Annotated in this window: 8 protein-coding genes; 1 reads left to right on the top strand and 7 read right to left on the bottom strand. The window is 67.4% G+C overall.

Annotation, left to right across the window (positions count from 1 at the left end):
- Window positions 1-113 precede the first annotated feature (113 nt).
- The 6 genes from der to A5699_RS14925 all read right to left on the bottom strand — a co-directional run bounded on the left by der (window position 114) and on the right by A5699_RS14925 (window position 5,497).
- Window positions 114-1,532, bottom strand: a complete 1,419-nt coding sequence (der, locus tag A5699_RS14900; protein ID WP_067770536.1) for a ribosome biogenesis GTPase Der — start codon at window positions 1,530-1,532, stop codon at window positions 114-116.
- Window positions 1,529-2,215, bottom strand: a complete 687-nt coding sequence (cmk, locus tag A5699_RS14905) for a (d)CMP kinase (protein WP_067770537.1) — start codon at window positions 2,213-2,215, stop codon at window positions 1,529-1,531. The genes der and cmk overlap by 4 nt, the downstream gene beginning before the upstream one ends.
- Window positions 2,212-2,982: a pseudouridine synthase gene (locus A5699_RS14910; RefSeq protein WP_067770539.1), complete on the bottom strand. Its 771-nt coding sequence runs from the start codon at window positions 2,980-2,982 to the stop codon at window positions 2,212-2,214. The genes cmk and A5699_RS14910 overlap by 4 nt, the downstream gene beginning before the upstream one ends.
- Window position 2,983: 1 nt before the next feature.
- On the bottom strand, window positions 2,984-3,742 hold the full coding sequence (gene scpB / locus A5699_RS14915; protein ID WP_082957719.1) for an SMC-Scp complex subunit ScpB: 759 nt from the start codon (window positions 3,740-3,742) through the stop codon (window positions 2,984-2,986).
- A gap of 16 nt (window positions 3,743-3,758) precedes the next feature.
- Window positions 3,759-4,523, bottom strand: a complete 765-nt coding sequence (locus A5699_RS14920) for a segregation/condensation protein A (protein WP_231965724.1) — start codon at window positions 4,521-4,523, stop codon at window positions 3,759-3,761.
- A 92-nt stretch (window positions 4,524-4,615) separates the two neighbouring features.
- Complete coding sequence (locus A5699_RS14925; RefSeq protein ID WP_067770543.1) at window positions 4,616-5,497, bottom strand: ParA family protein; 882 nt, start codon at window positions 5,495-5,497, stop codon at window positions 4,616-4,618.
- 114 nt (window positions 5,498-5,611) lie between these two features.
- Between A5699_RS14925 and A5699_RS14930 the strand changes: the two genes are divergently transcribed.
- Window positions 5,612-6,364, top strand: coding sequence for an O-methyltransferase (locus A5699_RS14930; protein ID WP_067770547.1), 753 nt, complete (start codon window positions 5,612-5,614; stop codon window positions 6,362-6,364).
- Here A5699_RS14930 and A5699_RS14935 read toward each other — a convergent pair.
- Window positions 6,361-6,949: tyrosine-type recombinase/integrase (locus A5699_RS14935; RefSeq protein ID WP_157561272.1), on the bottom strand; the 589-nt coding region annotated here is incomplete at its 5' end. The genes A5699_RS14930 and A5699_RS14935 overlap by 4 nt on opposite strands.

The raw sequence follows: 6,949 nt of genomic DNA on the forward strand, positions 1-6,949 counted from the left end.
CACTGGAACGCTGACCCCAAGCCCTTCATCTGGAAAGCCACCGCCGAGGACATCATCGCCAAAGTCCAACGCGGCAGAGCCACTCTTAACCAGATCAAATCGCAGACGGACCACTAGCGCTTCTTCGGTGCGCCCCTCTTCTCGCGCACCCGCACGTTGATCCGGACCGGGCTGCCCTCGAAGCCGAAGGTCTCGCGCAGCCGGCGCTCCAGGAACCGGCGGTAGCCGGCTTCGAGGAACCCGGAGGTGAACAGTACGAACGTCGGCGGCCGGGTGGCGGCCTGGGTGGCGAACAGGATCTTGGGTTGCTTGCCGCCGCGCACCGGCGGCGGGGTGGCGGCCACCACCTCTTTGAGGAAGGTGTTGAGCTGGCCGGTCGAGATCCGCTTGTCCCAGGACGCCAGCGAGGTCTCCAGGGCCGGCACCAGCTTCTGCACCGCGCGGCCCGTCATGGCCGAGATGTTGACCCGAGGCGCCCACTGCACCTGCACCAGTTCCCGGTCGATCTCTTTGTCCAGCAGGTACCGCCGGTCCTCGTCGACCAGGTCCCATTTGTTGAACGCGATGACCAGGGCGCGGCCGGCCTCGATCACCATCGACAGCACCCGCAGGTCCTGCTCGGTCAGCGGCTGGGAAGCATCGATCAGCATGATCGCCACTTCGGCGGCGTCGATCGCGCCATGGGTGCGGATCGAGGCGTAGAACTCGTGCCCGCTGGCCTGCCCGACCTTGCGACGCAGCCCGGCGGTGTCGACGAAACGCCATGTCTTGCCGCCCAATTCGATGAGCGAGTCGACCGGGTCCACCGTGGTGCCCGCGACGTCGTGCACCACCGAACGCTCGTCTCCGGCCAAGCGGTTCAACAGGGAGCTCTTACCCACGTTGGGCTTGCCGACCAGAGCCACCCGGCGCGGGCCGCCGCCACCGCTGCCGGCCACCTCGGAGACCTCGGGCAGCTTCTCCATCACCACGTCGAGCAGGTCGGCCACGCCGCGGCCGTGCATGGCGCTGATGGTGTGAGGTTCACCGATGCCCAGCGACCACAGGGCCGCGGCATCGGCTTCACCGCGCTGGGTGTCAACCTTGTTGGCCGCCAGGAACACCGGCTTGCCCGATTTGCGCAGCATCCGGGCGGCGGCCTCGTCGGCCGAGGTGGCACCGACCACCGCGTCGACCACGAGGATGATCGCGTCGGCGGTGCGCATCGCCACCAGCGCCTGATCGGCCACCAGTTGCTGCAAGCCCTTGGCGTCGGGTTCCCATCCGCCGGTGTCCTGCACCATGAATCGGCGGCCCAGCCAGTTGGCGTCGTAGGACACCCGGTCGCGGGTGACGCCGGGGATGTCCTGCACGACGGCTTCGCGGCGGCCTAGAATCCGGTTCACCAGCGTCGATTTCCCGACGTTGGGGCGGCCGACGACGGCCACCACCGGCGGAGGCGCTGCCGCCTCCTCAAGAACCTCGGCGACCTCGTCGCTGAGCTCCCAGTCGCTTTCATCCGACCAGGTGCCGTCTCCGTCCGAGACGCTCATCGCCGCACCCCCGCATGTTGGGTCACCAGGTCGAGAAGGTGTGCCACGACCTGTGTTTGGTTCATCTCGCTGGTGTCGACCACCAGCGCATCCTCGGCCGCCCGCAACGGGGACACCGCCCTGGTCGAATCCAGGTGGTCGCGCCGCTGCACGTCGGCCAGCACGGTCGCGTAGTCGTCGGGCAGGCCGTTGGCGACGTTCTGTGCGTTGCGACGCCGGGCCCGCTCCTCGGCCGACGCGGTGAGGAAGATCTTGACGTCGGCCTTGGGCAGCACCACGGTTCCGATGTCGCGACCTTCGACCACCACCCGTCCACCCGAGGCGGCCAACTCGCGTTGCAGGTCCACCAACCGGGCCCGCACCGCGGGCACCGCCGAGACCGCTGACACCGCACGGGTCACCTCGTCGCCCCGGATCTCGGCCGAGACGTCCTCACCGGCCAGATAAGCGCGATCCTCACCGGGATCCGAGCCGACGCCGATCACCGCCCCGTCCGCCACCGCGGCGATGGCCGCCGGATCGTCGAGGGCCGCGCCGGCCCGCAATACCGCCAGGGTGGCGATCCGGTACATGGCACCGGTATCCAGATAGCAGGCACCGAGGGCCTTGGCCAAACCCCTTGACACCGAAGACTTTCCGGTCCCGGCCGGGCCGTCGACGGCCACCACCAGAGATCCGCTCACATTCCCACCGCCTGATAAAGCTCGCCGATTTCCTTGCGGCTGAGCGCTCTGATGCTGCCCGGACGCTGGTCCCCCAGCGCCACCGAGCCGATGTCGGTGCGGACCAGTTCCTGCACCGGGAAATCCACCGCTGCCAACATGCGTCGCACGATGCGGTTACGGCCCTCATGCAGCGTCACCTTCACCAGGGTCTTACCCGGGACGGTGTCCACCACCGCGAAGTCGTCGACATGGGCTGGGCCGTCGTCCAATTCGACGCCCGCACGCAACTTCTTGCCCAGCCCGCGGGGCACCGTGCCGATCACGGTGGCCACATAGGTTTTCGGGATCTCGTAGGACGGGTGCATCAACCGGTGTGCGAGTTCGCCGTCGTTGGTCAGCAGCAGCAGCCCCTCGGTGTCGGCGTCCAGCCGGCCCACGTGGAACAGTTTCTTGTTTCCCCGGACCCGGTGCTCCACCAGGTCTCCGACGCAGGGGCGGCCCCGCTCGTCGGACATCGTGGACAGCATGCCGCGCGGCTTGTTGATCGCCAGATACACCAGGGTGTCGTCGAGCACGACGCGCGAACCGTCCACCCGGATCTCGGCGACCGACGGATCGACCCGGGTGCCGAGCTCGGTCACCAGCCGGCCGTCCACCTCGACGCGGCCGTCGGTGATCATCCGTTCGGCCACCCGTCGGGAGGCAATTCCCGCCTGGGACAACACTTTCTGCAGCCTGATACCTTCGTCCCGCACGCGAGGAGGACCAAAATCGTCGTCAGCCATGTCAGTCCTTGTCCACGTCGAAGGCCATCGGCTGATTACTGCCGGGCGTGCCACCATTGAGTTTCGCGAAACGCGGTTCGTCACCGAGTGATTCGCTCAGGTCGTCGATCACGTCGACATCGGGCAGCAGCGGCGCGATGTCGGGCAGGTCGGACAGCGAGGTCAACCCGAGCCGCTCCAGGAACAGCTCGGTGGTGGCGAACGTCGCCGCACCCGAATCCGGATCGGTCCCCGCCTCGGTGATCAGCCCCCGCGCCAACAACGTACGCATCACGGCGTCCACGTTGACGCCGCGCACCGCGCTCACCCGGGCCCGGGTGACCGGCTGACGGTACGCCACCACGGCCAAAGTCTCCAACGCGGCGCGAGTCAGCTTGGACCGGGCGCCGTCGAGCAACAGTCTCTCGACGTACGGGGCGTAACGGGCCCGGGTGTACATACGCCAGCCGCCGGCTGCCTCACGAAGGTCGATGCCGCTGTCGCGGGTCGCGAACTCCTCGGCCATCAGACGCAGCTTGGCCATCACCCGATAGGCGGGCTGTTCGGTGGCCGAGGCCAGCTGGTCCACCGTCACCGGCGTGTCCACCACGAGCAACAGCGCTTCGAGCACGGCGCCCAGCTCACTGTCGTCAAGCTCACTTTCCTCGAGCTCGAGCTCGGGAACCGTCGCCACATCGAGGCCCAGGTCATCTCCGACCGGGTTCACCTCGCCCGGGGCATCGTCGGACTGAACTCCGGAATCGGAGATCTCGTCAGTCATGGTTAATCAGTTCTCGCTATTCTTCCGCATCAGCGGTGGCCAGATGTTCGCTGGTCGGCCGATCTCCGGTCCACGAAACCTGGAGCACTCCAAGCGGTTCTGGTTGCTCGAATGCTACCGCCCTGGCCCGGAACAGTTCGAGCAGTGCCAGGAAGCGGCCGACGATCTGAATTCCGTCGGTGCACTCGGCCACGAGTTCGGCGAAGGTCGCCCACTCGCCGATCCCCCGTTGTTCGAGCAGCGCAATGATCCGATGGGCCTGCTCGGGTACCGAAACCTTGGGCGCGTGAATGTGGTCGGTGCCGACGGTGGGCACCGGGCGCGGGGTCAGCGCGGCCGCGGCGATCTCGGCGAACTTGCCGGCGTCCACACCCAGCATCACCTCGGGCAGCAGGTCCGAGTAACGGTCCTCCAACGACACCGCACGCGGATAGCTGCGCAGCGCCGCGGCCTCCAGTTCGGCGAACATCAGCGCGACGTTCTTGAACGCCCGGTACTGCAGCAGGCGGGCGAACAGCAGGTCACGAACCTCCAGCAGCGCGAGGTCTTCTTCGTCATGCACCTCGCCGGCGGGCAACAGCCGGGCCGCCTTCAAGTCGAGCAGCGTGGCGGCGATCACCAGGAACGTCGTGGTCTCATCGAGTTCCAGCCGGGCGCCGATCTCCTTGGTGTAGGCGATGAAATCGTCGGTGACCTGATGCAATGCCACCTCGGTGACATCGAGTCGATGGGCAAAGATCAGCTGCAGCAGCAGATCGAACGGTCCCTCGAAGTTGGTCAACCGAACCTGAAAGCGGTTCTGCTGCTCGCTCGTCTCCCCCGGGCTCGCACCAGCGTCGGCACCATCAGTGGACGGGGTACTCAGGACATCGTTCACGCGCCGAACCGGTAGATGACTTCGCGGGCCAGCGATCGGTAGGCCACCGCGCCGCCGGACTTGGGCGCCCACGTGGTGATCGGCTCGCCGGCCACGCTCGTCTCCGGGAAGCGCACGGTCCGAGTGATCACGGTGTCGAACACCAGATCGCCGAACCGCTCGACGACGCGGGCCATGACCTCGCGCGCGTTCACCGTGCGTGGGTCGTAACGGGTGACGAGGATGCCGCTGATCTCCAGTTTCGGGTTGAGCCGGTCGTGCACTTTGTCGACGGTGTCGGTCAGCAGCGCCAGGCCGCGCAGCGAGAAGTATTCACACTCGGTCGGGATGATCACCCCGTCGGCGCAGGCCAGACCGTTGACCGTGAGCAGACCGAGCGACGGCTGGCAGTCGATCAGCACGTAGTCGTAGCGGTCGAGTACCGGATACAGCGCCCGGGCCAACGACTGCTCCCGGCCGACCTCGTTCACCAGTTGGATCTCGGCGGCCGACAGGTCGATGTTGCTGGGCACCAGATCCAGGCCGCTGACCCGGGTCTTGATCAGCACCTGGTCGATCGACACCCGCGGCTCGACGAGCAGGTTGTGCACGGTGTGGTCCAGCTCGTAGTGCGGCACGCCAAGGCCCGCCGACAACGCACCTTGCGGGTCGAGGTCCACCAGCAGCACCCGCCGGCCGTATTCGGCCAGGCTGGCGCCCAGGTTGATGGTCGAGGTGGTCTTGCCGACCCCACCCTTCTGGTTGCACATCGCGATGACCTTGGCCGGTCCGTGCGTCGAGCGGGGCTGCGGTTCGGGGATGTCTCGCGGTGGCCGCCCGGTCAGGCCGAGCTCGGGCCCATTGTGCTCGAACAGGCCGTCGTGTCCGCCGTCATTCATACCCCACCCCTGGTCAGGCATCCCGCAGTCTCGGCGCACATCCCGGCAAGTTTAACGTCGGCAGGCTGCCAGGACGGGCAGACCCGCGGGCAATCGGTGCATATGGTGTGCATCATGAGTCTCAAACAGCGACTGCCGCTGTTGCGCTGGTCGTTCATCCGGATGGGGATCGGCGCCAGACACTTCGCCCGCACCGGGCAGTGGGGTGACGGACGCGAGGCCGCGGCGGCCGATTACGTCGTGGCCAATGCCCGCTCGGGCGATCTGGATGACGTGCTCGCCACCATCGACAGGTTCGCCTACGAGAAGTCGTTTCTGATCAACGTCGGCGATGAGAAGGGCGCACTGCTCGATGCCGCGGTCGCGCGAGCGAATCCGCGGCTGGCCCTGGAGCTGGGCACCTATTGCGGTTACGGGGCGATGCGCATCGCCCGGGCCGCGCCGGCCGCCCGGGTGTTCTCGGTCGAGTTCTCCCCCACCAACGCCGAGATCGCCCGACGCATCTGGGCGCACGCCGGGGTGGCCGATCGGGTCACCTGTGTGGTCGGAACCGTCGGTGACGGCGGGCTCACGTTGGATACGTTGGCAGCCAATGGGTTTGAGCCGGCCGGGTTGGATCTCGTGTTCCTCGACCACGACAAGAACGCCTATCTGAGCGATCTGCAGAGCCTGCTCGAGCGCCGCTGGCTGCACCGCGGTTCGATCGTGGTGGCCGACAACGTGAAGCTGCCGGGCGCACCGAAGTACCTGGCGTACATGCGTGAGCAGCAGGGCGAGCTGTGGGATACCAAGCATCACAAAACCCACGCCGAGTATCAGACCCTGCTGCCCGATCTGGTGCTGGAGTCGGAGTATCTGGGCGGTTAGCGCGCCCGGGGATGTGCTCCCGCCCAGACCTCGCGCAGGGTGTGCACCGTGACCATGGTGTAGATCTGCGTGGTGGTCACCGAGGCGTGCCCCAGCAGCTCCTGCACGACGCGGACGTCGGCCCCGCCGTCGAGCAGGTGGGTGGCGAATGAGTGCCGCAGCGTGTGCGGGGACACCGCCGAGGTGATGCCGGCTCGCTCGGCCGCGTCCTGCAGCACCTGCCAGGCGCTTTGCCGGGAAAGCCGCCCGCCGCGGGCGTTGAGGAAGATTCCGGGAGTACCGCGCCCCCGTCGGGCCAGATCGGGACGTCCCCGCACCAGGTAGGCATCCAACGCACTGACCGCGGGACGACCGATCGGCACGAGGCGCTGCTTGCCGCCCTTGCCGTGCAGCAGTACCGAACGCGCCTGGGTGTCGATGTCGTCGATGTCGAGGCCGACGGCCTCGGAGATGCGCGCGCCGGTGGAGTACAGCAATTCCAGCAGGGCCCGGTTGCGCAACGTCAGCGGGCCGTCGGCCTCGCTGTCCCCGCCGGCGGCCTCGAGCAACGCGAGCACCTCGTCGAGGGTGAGGCTCTTGGGCAGC

The organism is Mycobacterium sp. E802 (genome assembly GCF_001666875.1).
Lineage (GTDB): Bacteria > Actinomycetota > Actinomycetes > Mycobacteriales > Mycobacteriaceae > Mycobacterium.

Excerpts from the sequence above, each read along its gene's own strand:
- der (WP_067770536.1), bottom strand. The coding sequence starts at position 1,532 with ATGAGCGTCTCGGACGGAGACGGCACCTGGTCGGATGAAAGCGACTGG.
- A5699_RS14910 (WP_067770539.1), bottom strand. The coding sequence starts at position 2,982 with ATGGCTGACGACGATTTTGGTCCTCCTCGCGTGCGGGACGAAGGTATC.
- scpB (WP_082957719.1), bottom strand. The coding sequence starts at position 3,742 with ATGACTGACGAGATCTCCGATTCCGGAGTTCAGTCCGACGATGCCCCG.
- A5699_RS14925 (WP_067770543.1), bottom strand. The coding sequence starts at position 5,497 with ATGAATGACGGCGGACACGACGGCCTGTTCGAGCACAATGGGCCCGAG.
- A5699_RS14930 (WP_067770547.1), top strand. The coding sequence starts at position 5,612 with ATGAGTCTCAAACAGCGACTGCCGCTGTTGCGCTGGTCGTTCATCCGG.